General features: G+C 74.8%; 19 protein-coding genes. 12 read left to right on the forward strand and 7 right to left on the reverse strand.

Annotated elements, in window-relative coordinates:
* The first annotated feature begins 174 nt into the window (after window positions 1-174).
* Together ispD and D476_RS0121565 are read left to right on the forward strand one after the other, a co-directional pair.
* Window positions 175-912, forward strand: coding sequence for a 2-C-methyl-D-erythritol 4-phosphate cytidylyltransferase (gene ispD / locus D476_RS0121560; RefSeq protein ID WP_017625996.1), 738 nt, complete (start codon window positions 175-177; stop codon window positions 910-912).
* Window positions 909-1,661: a glycerophosphodiester phosphodiesterase gene (locus tag D476_RS0121565; protein WP_017625997.1), complete on the forward strand. Its 753-nt coding sequence runs from the start codon at window positions 909-911 to the stop codon at window positions 1,659-1,661. The genes ispD and D476_RS0121565 overlap by 4 nt, the downstream gene beginning before the upstream one ends.
* On the opposite strand, the gene D476_RS0121570 is transcribed toward D476_RS0121565, so the two are convergent.
* Window positions 1,658-2,674, reverse strand: coding sequence for a glycosyltransferase family 2 protein (locus D476_RS0121570; RefSeq protein WP_083939599.1), 1,017 nt, complete (start codon window positions 2,672-2,674; stop codon window positions 1,658-1,660). The two genes, D476_RS0121565 and D476_RS0121570, sit on opposite strands and share 4 nt — an antisense overlap.
* 229 nt (window positions 2,675-2,903) lie before the next feature.
* Between D476_RS0121570 and D476_RS0121575 the strand changes: the two genes are divergently transcribed.
* The 7 genes from D476_RS0121575 to D476_RS0121605 all read left to right on the forward strand — a co-directional run bounded on the left by D476_RS0121575 (window position 2,904) and on the right by D476_RS0121605 (window position 9,188).
* Window positions 2,904-4,454 carry an LCP family protein gene (locus tag D476_RS0121575; RefSeq protein ID WP_017625999.1) on the forward strand — a complete coding sequence of 517 codons (1,551 nt, stop codon included), beginning with the start codon at window positions 2,904-2,906 and terminating at the stop codon, window positions 4,452-4,454.
* A 190-nt stretch (window positions 4,455-4,644) separates the two neighbouring features.
* The gene (locus D476_RS0121580; protein WP_017626000.1) at window positions 4,645-4,872 is read left to right on the forward strand and encodes a hypothetical protein; all 228 of its coding nucleotides are present in this window, start codon (window positions 4,645-4,647) and stop codon (window positions 4,870-4,872) included.
* 82 nt (window positions 4,873-4,954) lie between these two features.
* Window positions 4,955-5,479, forward strand: a complete 525-nt coding sequence (locus D476_RS0121585) for a hypothetical protein (RefSeq protein WP_017626001.1) — start codon at window positions 4,955-4,957, stop codon at window positions 5,477-5,479.
* Between the two features lie 221 nt (window positions 5,480-5,700).
* Window positions 5,701-7,032: a UDP-glucose dehydrogenase family protein gene (locus D476_RS0121590; protein ID WP_017626002.1), complete on the forward strand. Its 1,332-nt coding sequence runs from the start codon at window positions 5,701-5,703 to the stop codon at window positions 7,030-7,032.
* A gap of 113 nt (window positions 7,033-7,145) precedes the next feature.
* Window positions 7,146-8,090, forward strand: coding sequence for a sphingomyelin phosphodiesterase (gene sph / locus D476_RS0121595; protein ID WP_017626003.1), 945 nt, complete (start codon window positions 7,146-7,148; stop codon window positions 8,088-8,090).
* A gap of 49 nt (window positions 8,091-8,139) precedes the next feature.
* Complete coding sequence (locus D476_RS0121600; RefSeq protein WP_017626004.1) at window positions 8,140-8,583, forward strand: CoA-binding protein; 444 nt, start codon at window positions 8,140-8,142, stop codon at window positions 8,581-8,583.
* Between the two features lie 53 nt (window positions 8,584-8,636).
* Entirely contained in the window at window positions 8,637-9,188 is a 552-nt protein-coding gene (locus D476_RS0121605) for a type III secretion system chaperone family protein (protein WP_017626005.1), read from the forward strand.
* Window positions 9,189-9,200: 12 nt separating this feature from the next.
* On the opposite strand, the gene purE is transcribed toward D476_RS0121605, so the two are convergent.
* Together purE and D476_RS0121615 are read right to left on the reverse strand one after the other, a co-directional pair.
* A complete protein-coding gene (gene purE / locus D476_RS0121610) occupies window positions 9,201-9,710 on the reverse strand; it encodes a 5-(carboxyamino)imidazole ribonucleotide mutase (protein ID WP_394296940.1) in 510 nt (169 codons plus the stop codon).
* Between the two features lie 35 nt (window positions 9,711-9,745).
* On the reverse strand, window positions 9,746-10,903 hold the full coding sequence (locus tag D476_RS0121615) for a 5-(carboxyamino)imidazole ribonucleotide synthase (RefSeq protein WP_083939600.1): 1,158 nt from the start codon (window positions 10,901-10,903) through the stop codon (window positions 9,746-9,748).
* Between the two features lie 112 nt (window positions 10,904-11,015).
* On the opposite strand from D476_RS0121615, the gene D476_RS0121620 reads away from it, so the two are divergent.
* The 3 genes from D476_RS0121620 (at window position 11,016) to D476_RS0121630 (ending at window position 13,682) form a co-directional block, all read left to right on the forward strand.
* Complete coding sequence (locus D476_RS0121620) at window positions 11,016-11,495, forward strand: GtrA family protein (RefSeq protein ID WP_017626008.1); 480 nt, start codon at window positions 11,016-11,018, stop codon at window positions 11,493-11,495.
* 165 nt (window positions 11,496-11,660) lie between these two features.
* Window positions 11,661-12,329 carry a response regulator transcription factor gene (locus D476_RS0121625; RefSeq protein ID WP_017626009.1) on the forward strand — a complete coding sequence of 223 codons (669 nt, stop codon included), beginning with the start codon at window positions 11,661-11,663 and terminating at the stop codon, window positions 12,327-12,329.
* Between the two features lie 69 nt (window positions 12,330-12,398).
* A complete protein-coding gene (locus tag D476_RS0121630) occupies window positions 12,399-13,682 on the forward strand; it encodes a sensor histidine kinase (protein ID WP_026123734.1) in 1,284 nt (427 codons plus the stop codon).
* A 21-nt stretch (window positions 13,683-13,703) separates the two neighbouring features.
* Here D476_RS0121630 and D476_RS0121635 read toward each other — a convergent pair whose 3' ends face one another.
* From D476_RS0121635 to D476_RS0121650, 4 genes are all read right to left on the reverse strand, one after another.
* Window positions 13,704-14,345: an MBL fold metallo-hydrolase gene (locus D476_RS0121635; RefSeq protein ID WP_017626011.1), complete on the reverse strand. Its 642-nt coding sequence runs from the start codon at window positions 14,343-14,345 to the stop codon at window positions 13,704-13,706.
* Window positions 14,346-15,461 (reverse strand): S-(hydroxymethyl)mycothiol dehydrogenase, encoded by a 1,116-nt coding sequence (locus tag D476_RS0121640; RefSeq protein ID WP_017626012.1) that lies wholly within the window; start codon window positions 15,459-15,461, stop codon window positions 14,346-14,348.
* A gap of 103 nt (window positions 15,462-15,564) precedes the next feature.
* Window positions 15,565-16,629: an adenylate/guanylate cyclase domain-containing protein gene (locus tag D476_RS0121645; protein ID WP_017626013.1), complete on the reverse strand. Its 1,065-nt coding sequence runs from the start codon at window positions 16,627-16,629 to the stop codon at window positions 15,565-15,567.
* Between the two features lie 355 nt (window positions 16,630-16,984).
* Window positions 16,985-17,518, reverse strand: a 534-nt coding sequence (locus D476_RS0121650) for a biotin--[acetyl-CoA-carboxylase] ligase (protein WP_017626014.1), incomplete at its 5' end; no start/stop codon positions are given.

Consider the following 17,518-nt stretch of genomic DNA (forward strand, 5'->3'; position numbering starts at 1 on the left):
GGACGTTCGAGAGCCGCGCGGGGCAGACCCGGCGTCGCCGCGCGCACCGCGCTGCGGGCGCGCCCGGCGGCGGACGCCGTCCCCGGGGCGACACAAGGGTACCGGTCGGCGGCGGGCGCCCCGTCCCGTAGGTTCTGCTGGAGGAACGCGCGAGAGGGAAAGCCGAGGTGTGCGATGCCGCACGTGACCGCCGCCGTACTGGCCGGGGGCACCGGGTCGAGGATGGGCGGTGCCGTCCCCAAGCAGCTGCTGCCGCTGGCCGGGCGGCCGGTGCTGGAGCACGCGGTCGCCGCCTTCCAGGACGCCCCGCAGGTGGACGAGGTGATCGTGGTGATGGCGCCGGACCACCTGCACGAGGCCGAGCGGATCGCGGCGCCCTTCCCCAAGGTGACGGCGGTCCTGCCGGGCGGGTCCACCCGCACCGACAGCTCGGTGGCGGCGCTGCGCGCGGTGGACGCCCGCCCCGGCTCGGATCTGCTGCTGCTGCACGACGCGGCGCGCCCGCTGGTGGCCCGGTCGACCGTCGCCGCGGCGGTGGCGGCCCTGGAGCACGCCGGGGCGGTGGGGGTGGCGGTGCCGTCCTCGGACACCGTGGTGCGGGTGGCCCCGGGCGCGGGCGGGGCCGAGGCGGTCGCCGAGGTGCCCCCGCGCGCCGAGCTGCGGCGGATGCAGACCCCGCAGGGGTTCCGGCTGGAGGTGCTGCGCCGCGCCTACGCCGCCGCTCTGGCCGACCCGGCCCTGGTGGCCACCGACGACTGCGGCGTGGTGCTGCGCTACCTGCCGGGTGAGCCGGTGCACATCGTGGCGGGCACCGAGGCCAACATCAAGGTGACCCACCCGGGGGACGTGGAGGTCGCCGAGGCGCTGCTGCGCCGGGAGGCCGGGCGCGGCGCCGGAGAGGAGGGCCGATGAGCGTCTTTCGCCCCACCGAGGTGATCGGGCACCGCGGCGCGGGCCGCGGCGAAGGCGGCGGGCTCCGGGAGAACACCGTGGAGTCCTACCTGGAGGCGCTGCGCACCGGGGCCTCCTGGGTGGAGGTCGACGTGCGCCGGACCGCCGACGGCGCGCTGGTCCTGCACCACGACGCCGCTCTGGCCGACGGGCGGCCGGTGGTGGACGCGACCGCCGCCGAGTGCGCCCGGAAGGGCCTGGTGCGCCTGGAGGAGGCGCTGGAGGCCCTGCCGGAGGAGGCGGGGCTGGACGTGGACGTCAAGACGGTGATGGAGGACGCCGCCGACGCGCCGTCCCGCCGCACCGCCGCCCTGCTGATGCCGGTGCTGCGCCGGGAGGCGGCCCGGCGGCGGGTGTTCGTGTGCTCCTTCGACCCGGCGGTGCTGCTGCGGGTCGCCGAGGAGGCGCCCGGGGTGCCCACCGCGTGGATGCCGTTCGTGCGCAACCCGCTGGACCAGGCGGTGGCCGGGGCGGCCGGGATGGGGTGCGCGGCGGTGGCGATCGACGCGCGGTCCTTCGGCCTCACCGGGGAGCCGCCCCGCCCGGGGCGGCGCAGCGTGGACTACACGGTGGAAACGGCGCACCGGGCCGGGCTGGAGGTGGTCTCGTGGTGCCCCGACGCCGTGGACGCGGCCCGGTTCGCGGACGCGGGCGTGGACGCGGTGGTCGCCGACGACGTGCCGGGGGTGGCGGCCGCCGTCAAACGCTAGGCCTGCTCCTGGCCCTGGGACTCGCGCCGGGCGCGGGCGGTGCGCGAGTCCGCGCCCAGGCTCGGCGGGCTGGTCAGGAACCCGACCCCCCACGACATGTGCATGGTGGCCAGCGCCACCGGGACCGCCAGGCGCCCGGACACCGGCAGCCCCTTGCCCAGCGGCACCGAGGCGGCCGCCACCGCGGCGGCGTAGGCCCCGGGGACCAGCCACGCGGGCCAGAAGAAGAACCCGCCGACCAGGCCCAGCGCGATGCCGGCCACCGCGGCCGGAGGCGCCAGGTAGCGCAGGTTGATCGTGCCCTTGTGCTGGCGGGCCACCACCCGCCGCCAGCGCCCGTAGTGGAAGTACTGCTTGGCCAGGCGGGAGGCGTCCGGGCGCGGCCGGTAGGACACCCGCATGCGGGGCTGGAACCACACGGTGCCGCCGGTGCTCCGGATGCGGTGGTTCATCTCCCAGTCCTGGGCGCGCAGGAACGCCTCGTCGTAGCCCTCCACGCGCTCCAGCGCCGAGCGGCGGAACACGCCCAGGTACACGGTGTCGGCGGGGCCGCCCTCGCCCCCGGTGTGGAAACGGGCGTTGCCCACCCCGACCTTGGAGGTCATGGCGGCGGCCACGGCGCGCTCCCAGGGGGTCTCCCCCTCGGCCGCCATGATGCCGCCGACGTTGTCCGCCCCGGTCTCCTCCAGGGTCTCCACCGCCACCTTGAGGTAGTCCGAGGGCATCATCGCGTGGCCGTCGATGCGGGCGACGATGCCGTGCGAGGAGGCGCCGATGGCGGCGTTCAGCCCCGAGGGGGTGCGGCCGGTGGGGTTGTCCACCACGACCACGCGCGGGTCGGCGGCGGCGAGCGCGTCGGCGACCTCCCGGGTGCGGTCGGCGGAGGGGCCCACACCGAGCACCACCTCGAGCTCGCCCGGATAGTCCTGGGCGAGCACGTGGCGCACCGCGGCCTCCAGGTGGCGCTCCTCGTTCAGCACGGGCATGACTACGGATACGGCCGGCCAGCTCACAGGTCTTCCCACGGGTCACTCGGTCGGGGTTCGACCGTAACGGTACTGCAACCCGCGGTGCGCTCCCGCCATGTGCCCCGGCCCCCTCCCGGGGGCAGGCATCCGGGAGGGGTCGGCGGACATCAGGTGACAACACGCCGGGGCCGACATGGCCGACCCATCGGTGGATTCGATGACAACCTGGATTCCGGCGGCCGGAGGGCCGCCATCGGGGGGCTGGAGGAACCCAGTGGGCGAGCGCAGGGGAGACGGCGGGCGCGGGCACCGCGGCGGTGACGGGGACGACGGAGGGTTCCGCAGGGTGCGGTCCTCCCCCACCCCGCCCGCGGGGCCCTCCCGCGCGCGCGGGCCGCGCGGACCGGTTCTGCCGGACCGCTCGGTGCGCCGCCGCCGTCTGGGCCTGCTGCTGGCCGGGACGCTGTCGGTGGTGGTGCTGCTGGCCTCGGGCACCGCCTGGGCGCTCACCGGGTGGGTGTCGGGCCAGATCAACCGGTTCGACGTGTTCTCCGGGCTGGGCGAGCGCCCCGACCCCGGCCCCACCGGCGCGCTGAACTTCCTGGTGATCGGGTCCGACTCGCGGGAGGGGATGGACTCCTCGTCCAAGAGCGACCTGGGCGTGGGCAGCGCCGAGGGGCGGCGCTCGGACACCATGATGCTGGTGCACGTCAACGACGACCGGGACCGGATCAGCGTGGTCGGCATCCCCCGCGACTCGTGGGTGGAGGTGCCCGGCGTCGGCAAGGACAAGATCAACGCCGCCTACGCCCACGGCGGTCCGCAGCTGACCGTGCGCACCGTCGAGGCCGCCACGCACGTGCGCATCGACCACTACGTGGAGATCGACTTCACCGGGTTCACCGAGGTGGTGGACGCGCTGGGCGGCATCGAGGTGTGCCTGTCCGAGCCGATCAGCGACGAGAAGGCCAAGCTGGACATGGCCGCGGGCACGCACGAGGTGGACGGGCGCGAGGCGCTGGCCTTCGCCCGCACCCGCAAGACCGCCGGGGGCGACCTGGACCGCATCGGCCGCCAGCAGCAGGTGATGGCGGCGCTGCTGGACAAGGCGATGAGCACGGACACGCTCGGCGACCCGGCGCGGTTCTCGGCCTTCCTGGAGACCGCGCTGTCCTCGGTCACCGTCGACAGCGGGCTGGACACCGCCGCCATCAGCGAGCTGGGCGGGCAGCTGCGCTCGGTGGGCCTGGACGACGTCTCCTTCGCCCAGGTGCCGGTGGAGGACGCCGCCTACTGGACCCCGCGCGGCGACGTGGCGGTGACCTGGGACCGCAAGGCGGCCCAGGAGATGTTCGCCCGGGTGGCGGCGGACAAGCCGCTCGACGGCGCCGAGCCCGCCGGAGGGGCCTCCCGGGAGGCGCAGGGGCACGAGGAGGCGCCGCCGGTGCCGGGCGAGGTGCGGGTGCAGGTGTTCAACGGGATCGGCACCCCCGGGCTCGGCGGGCAGGCCGCCCGGGACCTGGAGGCGACCGGGTTCTCGGTGCCCGGCGAGGCGCGGAACTGGAGCTCGCGCGATGAGGAGGTGACGACGGTGCGCCATGCGCCGGGCGACGAGGCCGCCGCCGAGCTGGTCGCCTCCGCCGTGCCGGGCGCCGAGCCGCGCGAGGACGCCACGCTGAGCGGGGAGGTGCAGCTCGTGCTGGGGTTCGACTACACCGGGGTGGTCCCGGTGGACAACCCCGAGCCCGAGCCCGAGGCGGCGCCGTCGTCCCCGGAGGCGGGGCCGCGCACGGCTACCGCCCGGGACAACGTCTGTGGCGGGTGAGCCCCGGAGCGGGGCGAAAGCCCGGCTTGGGGTTGAAGCAGTAGGTGCAGTAGTCCCACTTCTCCGGGTTCGGACGCCGGCAGCTCTCGCACAACCAGCGCGTCATCGCCGACCACACCGCACACGCCCCCCGCAAGACGGCCGACCGATCAGCCCGATCGTGGGGCCGATCCTAATCTAGGATCGGCCTATGGCGCTGCTATCCGAGGGAGACCGCCCGAGGCAGATCGGCGAGGCCCTGAAACTGCTGCACGCCCAGGGCGTCATCGACGGCGTCGAGATCGGCCCGGCGGGTCCACGGCCCTACGCGGTGAAACTCGTCTCGGGCATCGTGCACATGAGCGAGGACGAGGCCGCCATGTTCGCCCTGGGAGCGGCCGTGGGCGCCTTCGGAGGGGCGGCCAAGCGGGCGCTGTGAGGCGCCCGGGTGCCGCCCTGGGGGCGCGGGGAGCCGATACCGTGAACGGGAGAGTCCCGGCCCCGATCACGCGGAGGTCGCCGTGCTGCGCCAACTCCTCACCTTCCTGGCCGGGCTGGCCCTGGCCCCCGCGATCTGGTTCGGCGCCGCCTGGGCCGCGGACACCGCGCCGCAGGCCTCCGACACCGCTCCGCTGGGCGTGCTGATGGCGGCGGGCGCCGCGGGCGGGTTCCTCGTCGGGGGGCGCATCCCCCCGATCGGGTCGCTGGCCTGCGGCCTGCCGCTGCTGGCCTACGCGCTGTGGCCGGTGACCGCGCCGCAGACCGTGCCCGCGTGGATCCCCGGCGGCCCCGCCCACCCGGAGGGCCCGGCGCTGCCGTTCGCCCTGGTGCTGGGCACCCTGCTGGTGATCGCGGCGCTGTCGCCGTCCCGGTGGCGGCCGAACAGGCGCGGCCGGGCGCCCGCGCCCGCCCCGGCGCCGGCCGCCGAACCGGACCCGGGGCCCGCACCGGGGCCCGTACCGCCGCCCGCGGCGGAGCCCGACGGTCCCGCCGCCCAGGGCGCCGACCCGGAGCGGACGACCATCCCGTTCTCCCGCAAGCGGTAGCCTGGGGCGCGCTACCGCCGCAGGACACGCGCGGCCCCTCTCCCCCGCCCCGCCTCCCGGCACCGCCCGGCGCTTTTGGCGCGCACCGGGGTTGCCCCCGACCCGGTTCCGGAAACACCTTCCTGTACGACGCCTCCCAGCGGCCGGGTCGACGGGGCCCCGGGACCGACCGCCCGCGCCGGTACTACGATGCTTTGCCGGTCGTAAGGAAGGACGGACCATTGGTCTCAGAAGCGCGCACCAGGATCTCGGTCATCGGCACCGGCTACCTCGGCGCCACCCATGCCGCCTGCATGGCCGAACTGGGGTTCGAGGTCATCGGCCTGGACGTCGACCGGGCGAAGGTGGAGAGCCTGTCCGCGGGCCGGGTCCCCTTCTACGAGCCGGGCCTGGAGGAGGTCCTGGCCCGCAACCTGGAGGCCGGGCGGCTGCGCTTCACCACCGACTACGACGAGGTGGCGGCCTTCGCCGACCTGCACTTCATCTGCGTGGGCACGCCGCAGCGGGACGACTCCGGCGCCGCCGACCTGTCCTTCGTCAAGTCCTCGGTGGAGGCGCTGGCCCCCCGGCTGGACCGCCCCTCCGTGGTGATCGGCAAGTCCACCGTGCCGGTGGGCACCGCCGCGGTGCTGGCCGCCCGCGTCCGCGAACTGGCCCCCGCCGGGGACGCGGTGGAGCTGGGCTGGAGCCCGGAGTTCCTGCGCGAGGGGTTCGGGGTGGAGGACACCCTGCGCCCCAACCGGATCGTGATCGGCACCGACTCGCCGCGGGTCGAGGCGGCGATGCGCGAGGTGTCCGCGCCGCAGATCGAGGCGGGCATCCCGTTCCTGGTCACCGACCTGCAGACGGCCGAGCTGGTGAAGATCTCCGCCAACGCCTTCCTGGCCACCAAGATCTCCTTCATCAACGCGATGGCCGAGGTCTCCGAGGCGGCCGGGGCCGACGTGATGCAGCTCGCCAAGGCGCTGTCCTACGACGACCGGATCGGCGGCAAGTTCCTCGGGCCGGGCCTGGGCTTCGGCGGGGGGTGCCTGCCCAAGGACATCCGGGCGTTCATGGCCCGCGCGGACGAGCTGGGCGTGGAGCCCGCACTGTCCTTCCTGCGCGAGGTGGACGCCATCAACCAGCGCCGCCGCGCCCGCACGGTGGACATCGCCCGCGCCCTGATCGGCGGCGGGTTCGCCGGGCGCACGGTCGGGGTGCTGGGGGCGGCGTTCAAACCCAACTCCGACGACATCCGCGACTCGCCCGCGCTGGACGTGGCCTCCACGATCGCGTCGCTGGGGGCCCGGGTGACCGTCTACGACCCCGAGGCGCTGGAGCGCGCCGAGCGCGAGCACCCCGAGCTGAACTACTCCCGCTCGATGCTGGAGGCGGTGCGCGACGCCGAGGTGGTGCTGCTGCTCACCGAGTGGGCCGAGTTCCGCGACGCCGACCCGGAGGAGCTGGGCAAGGTGGTCTCCGAACGGAAGATCGTGGACGGGCGGAACGTGCTCGACCCCGAGCACTGGCGCGCCCGCGGCTGGACGTACCGAGCACTGGGCCGCCCCTGAGCGCCCCCGGCCCCGGCCCGCCGCCGAGCCGATACCCCATGGCTACCCGCCGGTAACCAACGGGAGACCCCGCCCCTGAAGGCTGGGCGGACATGAGAAAGCGAAACAATTTCATGTTCGCCCTCGCCCTGGGGACCGCGCTCGGCGCCTCGACGGCGGTCGCCGCCCCTCCGGCCGCCGCCGCCGACGCATCGGGCGCCCCCGGGATCGCCACCTACAACGTCTTCCTCATGTCGAAGAACCTGTACCCCAACTGGGGGCAGGACCGCAGGGCCGACCTGATCGCCGAGGACGGCGTGGTCTCCGGCCAGGACGTCGTCGTCCTCCAGGAGGCCTTCGACAACTCCTCCTCCGACCGGCTCATCGACAACCTGTCCGGGGAGTACCCCTACGCCACCCCCGTCGTGGGCCGCTCCGCCTCCGGCTGGGACCACACCTCCGGCTACCGCTGGGAGACCTCCGAGGACGGCGGCGTGGCCGTGCTCAGCCGCTGGCCGATCGTCCGCCGGGAGCAGTACATCTACCAGGACGCCTGCGGCGGCGACTGGTTCTCCTCCAAGGGCTTCGCCTACGTGGAGCTGGACACCCCCGGCGGGCCCGTGCACGTGGTCGGCACCCACCTGCAGTCCGAGGACGACGGCTGCGCGGGCGACCTGGATGTCGACGTGCGCTGGTCCCAGCTCGACCGGATCGCCACCGTCCTGGAGGACAAGGCCGTCCCCGACGACGAGCCCGTCTATGTGGCCGGGGACCTCAACGTGGTCGGCGGATCGGCGGAGTACGACGCCATGATCGACCAGCTCGGCGCGGTCCGCCCGGACTACACCGGGCACGGGTACTCCTTCGACACCGCCACCAACTCCATCGCCGCCGACCGGTACGGCGACTGGCCCGGCGAACAGCTCGACCACGTACTGCCCATCGCCAACGGCGCCGCCCCGTCCTCCTACACCAACCGCACCGACGAGGTGCACAGCGAGCCCTGGACCGTCACCTCCGGCGGCCAGGACTACACCTACACCGACCACAGCGACCACTACCCCGTATTCGGCGGCTAGGGCGCGCCCCGGGGGCGGGCGGCGGCCCGCCCCCGGGCACAATGGCCCCATGAACGGCAACGGCAACGGCGGCACCGGCGACGGCGCCCCGAGCGACGACGAGATCCGGGACATCCTGCGCACGTGCGAGGTCTGGGCCGTCGTCGGCCTGGGCGGCGACCCGTCCCGCCCCGCCCACCGCGTCGCCGGTTTCCTCAAGTCCCAGGGCAAGCGCATCGTCCCGGTGCACCCGTCGGCGGCCGCCGTGCACGGCGAGCCCGGCTACGCCTCGCTCGCCGACATCCCCTTCCGCGTGGACGTCGCCGACGTCTTCCGCCGCTCCGAGGCCGCCGGGGCCGTCGCCGACGAGGCGCTGGCCCGCGACGACATCCGGGCGGTCTGGTTCCAGCTCGGCGTGGTCGACCACGGCGCCGCCGCCCGCGTGCGCGCGGCCGGGCGCACCATGGTCATGGACCGCTGCCCGGCGATCGAATGGCCGCGGCTGATGGGGTGAACCCTCCCCCGAGGGGGAGGTTCGCCCGCGCCCGCCGGGGGTAGGGCAGGCCCATGCGAGCACCGCGCACCCCCGGCACCGCCTCCGACCGGACCGCCGCCCGCAGGGCGCTGGCCGCCGAGCACGGGTGGACCTACACCGAGCGCGACACCCGCGCGCTGCGGGGCTGGCCGCGCACCGCCCTGCCGCCGGGCCCGCTCGGCAGGGTGGCGGACGAGGTCTCGGGGGTGCACCGGGGCCGCGCCTTCCGCCTCTTCGACTACCTGTACGGCCCCGGCCCACACGCCCTGGTGGTGCACTCCCTGGAGCTGCCCGCCCGGCTCCCCTACGCCTACGTGCAGGACCGCGAGGGCGGGGCGCACGACCTGTACGCCGAAGCCCGGGACCGCCGCTTCGCGCTGGCCCTGCTGGACGAGGGCGTGCGCGCGGACATCCGCCGCACCGGGATCGCCGACCTGGTGGTCGACGGCGCCCTGCTCATCAGCACCGGGGGCGGGCCCGCCCCGGGCGCCGTGCTGGAGCGCCTGGACGGGCTGGTCGACCTGGTCGGCCACATCCCCGACGAGGTGTGGTCGCAGTGGGGGCGGCCGTCCGGCGCCCAGTGACCCCGCCCCGGCTCAGCCCTGCCCGGCGGCGAAGCCGACCTTCGGGCCGCCCTCCGCGGTCTCCTTGCGCAGGCGCTCGCCCTTGGCCTTGGCCAGGCGCTTGAGCTCCTCCTGGAACTCCTCCATGCGCCCGCGCAGCTCCTCATCGCCCGAGGCGAGCATCCGCACCGCCAGCAGCCCGGCGTTGCGGGCCGCCCCCACGGCGACCGTGGCCACCGGCACCCCGGCCGGCATCTGCACGATGGACAGCAGCGAGTCCATCCCGTCCAGGTGCTTGAGCGGCACCGGCACGCCGATCACCGGGAGCGGCGTCACCGCCGCCAGCATCCCCGGCAGGTGGGCCGCGCCGCCCGCCCCGGCGATGACCGCCCGCAGGCCGCGGTCGGCCGCGCGCGAGCCGTACTCGATCATCTCGTGCGGCATCCGGTGCGCCGAGACCACGTCGGCCTCGTAGGCGATGCCGAACTCCTCCAGGGCGGCGGCGGCGTCGCGCATCACCGGCCAGTCGGAGTCGCTGCCCATCACGATGCCGACGGCCGGGGCCGGGGCGTTGTCGGTCACTGGGGGTCTCCCTTGAGGTAGGCGGCCGCGTCGCGGGCGCGCGCGAGCAGTTCTTCGGGGTCGTCTCCGAGCACGGTCACGTGCCCGATCTTGCGGCCCGGGCGCACCTGCTTGCCGTAGAAGTGCACCTTCAGGCCGGGGTCCTTGGCCATGACGTGGATGTAGCGGCCGTAGACGTCGGGGTCCCCACCCCCGAGCAGGTTGGCCATCACGGTGACCGGGGCCGCCGCCTCCGGGGAGCCCAGCGGCAGGTCCAGCACGGCCCGCAGGTGGTTCTCGAACTGGGAGGTGCGGGCGCCCTCGATGGTCCAGTGCCCGGAGTTGTGCGGGCGCATCGCCAGCTCGTTGACGACCACGCCGTCGGCGGTGGCGAACAGCTCCACCGCCAGCATGCCCACCACGCCCAGCGCGTGCGCCAGCTCGATGGCCAGCTCCTGGGCGTGCACCGCGGTGTCGGGGTCGAGCCCGGGCGCCGGGGCCACCACCTCGTGGCAGATGCCGTCGCGCTGCACCGTCTCCACCACCGGGTAGGCCGCCACCTGCCCATAGGGCGAGCGCGCCACCTGCACCGCCAGCTCGCGGGAGAAGTCCACCTTCTCCTCCACCAGCAGCGGCACCTCCTCGGCGGCCGCCCGCTCGACCACGGCGCGGGCCTCGGCGGCGGTCCCGACCACCCACACGCCCTTGCCGTCGTAGCCGCCGCGGGCCGCCTTGAGCACCACCGGCCAGCCGGCCTCCTCGGCGAAGGCCGCCACGTGCGCGGTCTCGGAGACCGGGCGCCAGCGCGGGCACGGCGCCCCCAGCTCCCCGGCGCGCACCCGCATGCGCAGCTTGTCCTGGGCGAACCGGAGCGCGTCCCGGCCCGGGCGCAGCACCACGCCCTCCTCCTCCAGGCGGCGCAGCACCGGCTCGGGCACGTGCTCGTGGTCGAAGGTGAGGACGTCGCAGGACTTGCCGAAGGCCAGCAGGTCCTCCAGCCCGCGGTCGTCACCCAGGCGCACGTCCCCGCAGACCAGCGCGGCGCTGTCGGTCGGGGAGGCGGCCAGTACGCCGAAGTCCGCGCCCAGGGCGATCCCCGCCTGGTGGGTCATCCGCGCGAGCTGCCCGCCCCCCACCATTCCGACACGGGGGACCGTGCGGTTAAGCTCACTCACTGTTTCCTCAACGCCTCACTAGTCGATCCTTGCGGCCGTACGCTGCTCCGGCGAACGATCTCCCATGCCGACCGCAGTCTAGTGACCGCCGCCGGGCGGGAACGGAGCGACCATGCGATTTGCGACCGGCCTGTACCGCAGGTCCGCCCACATCGTCCACGAGGCCGCCAAGTTCGGGGCCGTGGGCGCGGTCGCCTACGCGGTACAGCTGGCCACGACCAACGTGCTGTGGTCGGTGCTGGACGCCCCCGCCCTGGCCGGCCAGGCGGTCGGCACCGTGGTCGCCACCCTGGTCGCGTTCGCGGGCAACCGGTACTGGACCTTCGGCCACCGCGCCCGCACCGGCCTGGGCCGCGAATACGCCCTGTTCTTCATCATGAACGGGGTCGGGCTGCTGATCCAACTCGCCTGCCTGTGGGCGGCCGTGTACGGGTTGGGGCTGGACGGGCCATTGGCGCGCAATATCGCGGGAAACGTGATCGGTGTCGGTATGGGGTCGCTGTTCCGGTTCTGGTCCTATCGAACATGGGTGTTCCCCGCGGCCCCCCGGGAGCCGGAGGAGCCCGGCGAGCAGGCACGCCAAGGGGCCTGAGGCGCACGTTTTCCCCCAATCCGCGTTCAAAGAACGGCAAAGGGCGGTACCGGACGCCCTTCACACCCGATATCGTCCGGGCCGCGCACCGGTGATTTCATCCACCCCTGCTCCATACGGCGCGCATAATAGTGAATTGCCCTGGCGGCACTTACGATCTCCACCATGACCTGCGTTCTGCTGGCCGAAGACGACACCTCGATCTACGAGCCGCTCGCGCGCGCCCTGCGCCGCGAGGGCTATACCGTGGACGTGACCGTCAACGGCACCGACACCCTCGACCGCGCCCGCGCGGGGGACATCGACCTGATGGTCCTTGACCTGGGCCTGCCGGAGATGGACGGGCTCGAGGTCGCCCGGCGGCTGCGCGCCGAGGGGCACACCACACCCATCCTCATCCTGACGGCGCGGGCCGACGAGGTCGACACCGTGGTGGGGCTGGACGCCGGAGCCGACGACTACGTCACCAAACCGTTCCGGCTGGCCGAACTGCTGGCCCGGGTCCGGGCGCTGCTGCGCCGGGGCGGGGCCGAGGTCCCGGTGGTCCACGGGGTGCGGATCGACAACGACTCGCGCCGCGCCTGGCTGGGCGAGGAGGAGCTGCAGCTCACCACGAAGGAGTTCGACCTGCTGCGGGTCCTGGTGCGCGAGGCCGGCAAGGTGGTCACCCGCGAGCAGATCATGCGCGAGGTGTGGGACACCAACTGGTGGGGATCGACCAAGACCCTCGACATGCACATCTCCTGGCTCCGCCGCAAGCTCGGGGACGACGCCAACCAGCCCTCCTACATCACCACCGTGCGCGGCGTCGGGTTCCGGTTCGAACGGGACTGACGCGGCGGCCGACCACCCGCCTGCGCCGCGGACGGCCGCCGGAACGGGGGCCCGACCAGAAGGGACGACATGCGCAGGCGGATGCTGTTCTCCACACTCGTGGTGACCGTGATCGCGGTCCTGCTCCTCGGCCTGCCGCTGGGCGCCCTGGTGTACCGGTCGGCCTACGAGGAGGCCGGACGCGCGCTCCAGCAGGACGCCGACGTGATCGCGGCCGACGCCGACGCCCAGCTGCAGAACGAGGGCGGCATCGACGTCCCGCACTTCGCCCAGGTCTACCCGGACCTGGCGATCCGCCTGACACCCCCGGGCTCCGCCGACCCGGTGCGGGCGGGCGGCTGGGACCACTCCCCCGACACCGGCAGCCGCGCCGTGATGAACGCCGAGACGGTCTCCTCCGGCGGCGTCCGGGTCGAGGTCTGGCGCAGCACCCGCCCCATCCAGGAGAGCGTGTTCAACGCCTGGCTCGGCATCGCCTCGCTGTCGCTGCTGGCCATCGGGGTGGCGGTGGGGCTGGCGATCCTGCAGGCGCGGCGGCTGACGTTGCCGCTGGTGGACCTGGCGGCCACCGCCGAGCGCCTGGGGTCGGGGGTGGCCACCCCCTGGGGGCACCGCTACGGCATCCCCGAGGCCGACCGGGTCGCCGAGGTGCTGGACCGCAGCGCCGAGCGGATCGCCGGGCTGATCGCCACCGAGCGGCACTTCGCCACCGACGCCTCCCACCAGCTGCGCACCCCGCTGACGGCGCTGACCATGCGCCTGGAGGAGATCATCGCCGAGGCCGACGACCCCGCCGTGGTGCGCGAGGAGGGCGAGGCGGCGCTGCAGCAGGCCGAGCGGCTCACCCAGACCGTGGAGAGCCTGCTGGGGCGGGCCCGCAAGAGCCAGAACCCGGAGGTGGAGCCGGTCAGCGTGGACCGGCTGCTGGAGCGGTTCGTCGGCGAGTGGGCGCCGATGTTCCGGCAGAACGGGCGGGTGCTGCGGCTCACCGGCGCCAAGGGGATGACCGCGATGACGGTGCCCATGGACCTGACGCAGATCATGGCGGTGCTGGTGGAGAACGCGGCGGTGCACGGGCGCGGCACCGTCACGGTGAACGTGGTCGACGGCGGCCACTCGGTCCGCATCGAGGTGGGCGACGAGGGCGAGGGCGTCCCCGAGCACCTGGTCGGCAAGATCTTCGACCGCGAGGTGAGCGGCGCCGGCGGCACCGGCCTGGGCCTGGCCCTGGCCCGGCACATCGCCGAGTCCGAGGGCGCCCGGCTGGAGCTGGTGCAGGCCAACCCGCCCACGTTCGCGGTCTTCCTCCCGGTCGGCGGCGAGGGCCTGGACAAGGCCACCGGACCGGTGTGAGGGCAGGACCCGCTCGTCCCCCTAGTACCCCCTCTCGATCCACTCCTGCAGGTGCGGGGCCTCCGCGCCGATGGTGGTGGAGGGGCCGTGGCCGGTGTGCACCACCGTCCCGGGCGGCAGGACCAGCAGCCGGTCCCGGATCGAGGCGATGATGGCGGAGAAGTCCGACAGCGACCGCCCCGTGGCGCCCGGACCGCCGCTGAACAGGGTGTCCCCGGTGAACACCACCCCCTCCCGCTCCGCGTACAGGCACACCCCGCCGGGCGAGTGCCCGGGGGTGTGCAGCACCTCCAGCTCCACCCCTCCGGCCTGCAGCCGCTCGCCGTCCAGCAGCGGCGCGTCCGGCTCGGTGTCGGGGTGCACCCGGTGCCACAGCTCGGTGTCGTCGGGGTGCAGCAGGATCGGCGCGTCGCACAGGCCGGCCAGCGCCACCGCCGCGTTGACGTGGTCGTTGTGCCCGTGCGTGCACACCACCGCCATCAGCTCGCGGTCGCCCAGCGCGCGGGCCACGGCCTCATGGTCGTGGGCGGCGTCGATGACGACGGCCGTGCGGTCGTCGCCGACGATCCAGACGTTGTTCTCCACCTCCCACTCGCCGCCGTCCAGGGCGAACACGCCGGAGGTCACCAGGCTCTGCACGGGCCGCACGGACGCCTCGGCCATTCAGCGGACCACCACCGATCGCAGCACGCTCCCCTTGCCCATCCGCTCGAAGGCCTCCTCCACGCCGTCCAGGGCGATCCGCTCGGACACGAACGCGTCCAGGTCCAGCCGCCCCTGCAGGTACAGGTCGATCAGCAGCGGGAAGTCCCGGGAGGGCAGGCAGTCCCCGTACCAGGAGGACTTGACCGCCCCGCCGCGCCCGAACACGTCCAGCAGCGGCAGCTCGGCCCGCATCTCGGGGGTGGGCACCCCCACCAGGACGGCGGTGCCCGCCAGGTCGCGGGCGTAGAACGCCTGCCGGAAGGTCTCGGGGCGGCCCACCGCGTCGATCACCACGTCGGCGCCGAACCCGCCGGTGCGCTCGCGGATCGCGGCCACCGGGGCCTGCTCGCGGGCGTTGACCGTGTCGGTGGCGCCCAGCGAGGCGGCCCACTCCAGCTTGCGGGGGTCGACGTCGACGGCGATGATCCGGGCGGCCCCGGCCAGCCGGGCCCCGGCCACCGCGGCCGAGCCCACCCCGCCGCAGCCGATCACCGCCACGGTGTCGCCGCGCCCCACCCCGCCGGTGTTGACGGCCGCGCCCAGCCCGGCCATCACCCCGCACCCGAGGAGCCCGGCGGCGGCCGGGTCGGCGGCGGGGTCGACCTTGGTGCACTGCCCGGCGGCGACCAGGGTGGCCTCGGCGAACGCGCCGATGCCCAGCGCCGGGGAGAGCGGGGTGCCGTCGGCCAGCACCATCGGCTGGGACGCGTTGGCGGTGTCGAAGCAGTACCAGGGGCGGCCGCGGGCGCAGGCGCGGCAGCGGCCGCACACCGCCCGCCAGTTCAGGACCACGAAGTCGCCGGGCTCCAGGTCCCCGGCGCCCGGGCCGACGGCCTCGACCACGCCCGCGGCCTCGTGGCCGAGCAGGTAGGGGAACTCGTCCCCGATGCCGCCCTGGCGGTAGTGCAGGTCGGTGTGGCAGACCCCGCAGGCCTGCACCTCCACCCGCGCCTCCCCCGGGCCGGGGTCGGGGACGATCACGGTCTCCAGCGATACGGGGGCGTTCTTCTCACGTGCGACGACGGCGCGCACCGCGCGGCCGGTGCCGCCGGCGGGGTGGGGATCGTGGGACACCAGCGCTCCTCGGGGTCGGCCCCTGTCTTCCCCTTCCCATGCCCCGCGCCGCCCCGGCGCAAGCACGGCCCGCGGAGCGGCCGCGGGCCCGGGGCGGCGGCCCTCAGGCCCCCGGCGCCGGGGTGGCCGGGGCGGGGGTGAACACGCGGCGCAGCGCGTAGGGCTGGAGCCGTCCCAGCCCGTGCGCGTGGCGCGGGCGCACCGCCGCCACCTGCAGCGCCGACTCGCCTTCGAGCTGCTCGGCCATGGCGTCGTCGATGAGCACCGAGCCCGGCCGGGCGAAGGAGGTCAGGCGGCTGGCCCGGTTCACGGTGGTGCCGAACACGTCGCCCAGCAGCGCCAGGATCGGCCCGAAGGCCACCCCCACCCGCACGTCGGGCACCTCGATGTCGGTGGCGACCCCGTCGGACAGGCGCAGCGCGATCTCGGCGGCCTGGCGCGGGGTGTTGGCGACGAAGAACACCTCGTCGCCGAGGGTCTTGACGACCCGGCCGCCGCCGGAGGAGACGATGTCGGTGGCGGTGGACTCGAACCCCTCGACCACCTCGGCCAGCTCCACCTCGTCCAGCTCGCGGCTGAGGTTGGTGAAGGACACCAGGTCGGCGAAGCCCACGGCCAGCGGGAAGTAGGTGGGCGCGGCGTCGTCGCTGCTCTCCATGAAGGCCAGCCGCCGCGCCGAGGAGGCGGCGAGCTGCCGCCGCCAGATGTGCACCAGCAGCTTCTCCACGTCCGGCAGCAGCTCGCGGGTGAGGCCCACCAGCGGCCCCAGGCCGTCGTCGTCCCCGGCGCCCTCCGGCCCCTCGGGCCCCTCCGGCCCCTCTGCGTCCTCGCCCTCGCGGCGCCCGAAGGCCAGGTTGGACACGATGCTGGTCTGCCACTCGGCCAGGCGGGCCATGGTCTGGCCCATGGACCGGGCCAGCCGGATCGCGGCCTCCTCGTCCACCTTGCCGTCGGCCAGCAGGTCGGCGGCGGTCCGCAGCGCCTCGACGTCGCTGTCGGTGAACGCGGCGGCGTCCTCGCCGCGGCTGGGGAAGCCCAGGGCCCGCCAGACCCGCCCGGCGAACTCGGGCGGGGCGCCGGAGAGCCGTACGGCCTCGGCGCGGGTATGGCGCGCCTCCCCTCCCAACAAGGCGGCTTCGATCTGCTCGGGGTCCGGACGCGCGGGCATACGTTCTCTCGTCTTCGCTGCGGTGGTGGGCGGGCCTCGGATAACGGTCCGGGTCCCACGCGATCACATGAGTGTCACTGTCGGTTTAGCGGGCGGGACCTCTCCCCGTCAAGAACGCCCCGGCCTCCGGGCATCTGGCGTGGCCTCCATGGTGCCACGCCGGTGCGGCCCCCAGCAGGGGGCCCTGGCGCCCCTGGGGGGTGTTGCTTGGATCGTGGCCGTAGCGAGCGGTGTCCAGGTGCGTCCATCGCAAGGCCGAAGAAGGAGTCAGCCTGGGCGCGCTGTCGACTGATGAGAACGCAGCGAGGGGCGTGCCTGGGCGCCGCGCAGTAGGTCATGATCCAAGCAACACCCCCTAGCGCACGTGGACCACGTCGCCCGCGCTCACCGCCTGCGCCGCGCCCGCGTCCGGGCGCACGACGAGCCGCCCCTCGGCGTCCACGTCCTCGGCCTCCCCCTCCAGCAGCCGCCCGGCGGGCAGGTGCACCCGCACCCGGCGCCCGAGCGTGGCGCAGGCCTGCCGGTACTCGCGGGCCAGGCCGCTCTCCTCGGCGTCGCCCCCGGCCGCCTCCCAGCCGCGGTACACGTCGGCGAAGGCGCGCAGCACCGCGCGCAGCAGCGGGTCCCGGTCGCCGTGCGGGTCGCCCTCCAGCACCAGGGAGGTGGCCGTGTCCACCGGCAGCTCCCCGCGCCCCTGGGCCACGTTCAGCCCCATGCCCACCACCACCGCCGGGCCCCCGCCGGAGAAGTCGGCCTCGGCCAGGATCCCGGCGAGCTTGCCGCCGGAGGGGCCGAGCACGTCGTTGGGCCACTTCAGCGACGGGGCCACCTGGGCGACGAAGCCGCAGGCGCGCACCGCCGCCACCCCCATGGCCAGCGGCAGCCACCC

It is taken from the genome of Nocardiopsis chromatogenes YIM 90109, from assembly GCF_000341185.1.
Taxonomy (GTDB): Bacteria; Actinomycetota; Actinomycetes; order Streptosporangiales; family Streptosporangiaceae; genus Nocardiopsis_A; species Nocardiopsis_A chromatogenes.

What these genes read in the sequence shown, in the direction of transcription:
- sph (WP_017626003.1), top strand. Translation starts at nt 7,146, where the DNA reads ATGTTCGCCCTCGCCCTGGGGACCGCGCTCGGCGCCTCGACGGCGGTC.
- D476_RS0121630 (WP_026123734.1), top strand. Translation starts at nt 12,399, where the DNA reads ATGCGCAGGCGGATGCTGTTCTCCACACTCGTGGTGACCGTGATCGCG.
- D476_RS0121625 (WP_017626009.1), top strand. Translation starts at nt 11,661, where the DNA reads ATGACCTGCGTTCTGCTGGCCGAAGACGACACCTCGATCTACGAGCCG.
- purE (WP_394296940.1), bottom strand. Translation starts at nt 9,710, where the DNA reads ATGGGCAGCGACTCCGACTGGCCGGTGATGCGCGACGCCGCCGCCGCC.
- D476_RS0121645 (WP_017626013.1), bottom strand. Translation starts at nt 16,629, where the DNA reads ATGCCCGCGCGTCCGGACCCCGAGCAGATCGAAGCCGCCTTGTTGGGA.
- D476_RS0121565 (WP_017625997.1), top strand. Translation starts at nt 909, where the DNA reads ATGAGCGTCTTTCGCCCCACCGAGGTGATCGGGCACCGCGGCGCGGGC.
- D476_RS0121635 (WP_017626011.1), bottom strand. Translation starts at nt 14,345, where the DNA reads ATGGCCGAGGCGTCCGTGCGGCCCGTGCAGAGCCTGGTGACCTCCGGC.
- D476_RS0121620 (WP_017626008.1), top strand. Translation starts at nt 11,016, where the DNA reads ATGCGATTTGCGACCGGCCTGTACCGCAGGTCCGCCCACATCGTCCAC.
- D476_RS0121605 (WP_017626005.1), top strand. Translation starts at nt 8,637, where the DNA reads ATGCGAGCACCGCGCACCCCCGGCACCGCCTCCGACCGGACCGCCGCC.
- ispD (WP_017625996.1), top strand. Translation starts at nt 175, where the DNA reads ATGCCGCACGTGACCGCCGCCGTACTGGCCGGGGGCACCGGGTCGAGG.
- D476_RS0121580 (WP_017626000.1), top strand. Translation starts at nt 4,645, where the DNA reads ATGGCGCTGCTATCCGAGGGAGACCGCCCGAGGCAGATCGGCGAGGCC.
- D476_RS0121600 (WP_017626004.1), top strand. Translation starts at nt 8,140, where the DNA reads ATGAACGGCAACGGCAACGGCGGCACCGGCGACGGCGCCCCGAGCGAC.